This window comes from Rhizobium rhizogenes NBRC 13257, assembly GCF_000696095.1.
GTDB classification, from domain to species: Bacteria; Pseudomonadota; Alphaproteobacteria; order Rhizobiales; family Rhizobiaceae; genus Rhizobium; species Rhizobium rhizogenes.
Window position 1 is genome coordinate 1 of record NZ_BAYX01000047.1, and the last position, 1,194, is coordinate 1,194.

The 1,194-nt window shown below is 60.4% G+C and carries 1 protein-coding gene; it reads right to left on the bottom strand.

Features of this window, described 5'->3' with window-relative positions:
* The coding region (locus tag RRH01S_RS33055; protein WP_042477858.1) for a hemagglutinin repeat-containing protein at positions 1-1,194 on the bottom strand (1,194 nt) is incomplete at both ends.

Sequence of the window (1,194 nt, forward strand, 5' to 3'; positions counted from 1 at the left end):
TGATGCTGCCGTTCTGAGCCTCGATGCTGATCGAGCGGCCAGCGCGGATGTCGGTAACGACAGGCGACGAGGACGATGACGAGGATTGGCTTTCCTGATGGTTGACGCCGGCCGTCAGCGATAGCGAGAAGCCAAGACCCGTTTTGTTGGAGGGATCCGTGCTGGTGAGCTGATTGTAAGCCTCCTTCAGGTCCTTGTAGCCCTGATAAAAGCCGAGGCCGGCAATGGCGGTGTTGGTGACGGCATTGACGCCGCCGGCATCCGACAGCCGCTCAGCTGAGTTCATAATGCTTTCGCCGGCGGCCACCGCCTTGCTCGAGGCCGCGAAGGTCACGCCGGTAAAGGTCTTTTCGTGCACCTCCTGGTAATTGGTGACGTCATTGGCCGACAGGAGATTGATGTCGTTCTTGGCGAAGAGATTGACGTCGCGCTCCGCCGAGGCGCTGGTTGCTTGCAGATTGATGTTGTTGCCGGCGGAGACATTAAGATCGCGACCGGCGGAAAGTGTCGACACAGCATTGGTATCGGACTGCTGCGCTTTGCTGTCCTTCGTCGACTGCGCACCGATACCGACGGAGAAACCGCCATTGCCGGCGGAGAAGGCGAGACCAAAGCCGGATTTCTTCTGTTGCTCGGATTGCGACGCGCTTTCCGCACCCGGCGTGACGTTGACGTCGCGTGCGGCCGACAGGTTGATGTCCCGGTCGGCTGTGACGCTGGAGCCCATGATATTGAGATCGGTCTTGCGGGCCGTCAGATTAACGTCCTCGCCCGCTGAAAGCGAAGAGCCGACATTGTCCGTCGAGGCTTGCTGGCCCTGCTTTTCGTTCTTGCCGTAAAGCGAGATGAAACCACCGCCGGAGCCGACGAACAGGCCGGAATCCTTGCGTTGACTGTCGGACTGGTGAACCTCCTGCGCTCCGATCACAGCGACGCTGTCGCCGGAGACGTTGATGGAGCCATCGGCATTGACCTTCGATCCGGCAATGACGGCGGCCTTGCCAGCATCGAGATTGACGTCGCCCGAGGCGGAAAGCTGCGAGCCGACTGTCGTTTCGTTGTAGCCGTCATAGCTGGAGCTACCACTGCGCAGGAACCCCTTGCGCTTGGCGCTATCGTGTTCGGTCTCGGTGTCCTTGCCGGCGGTGACGATCAGGTTGCCGCCGGTCTGGATGTTGAGATCGGAGGAATGCG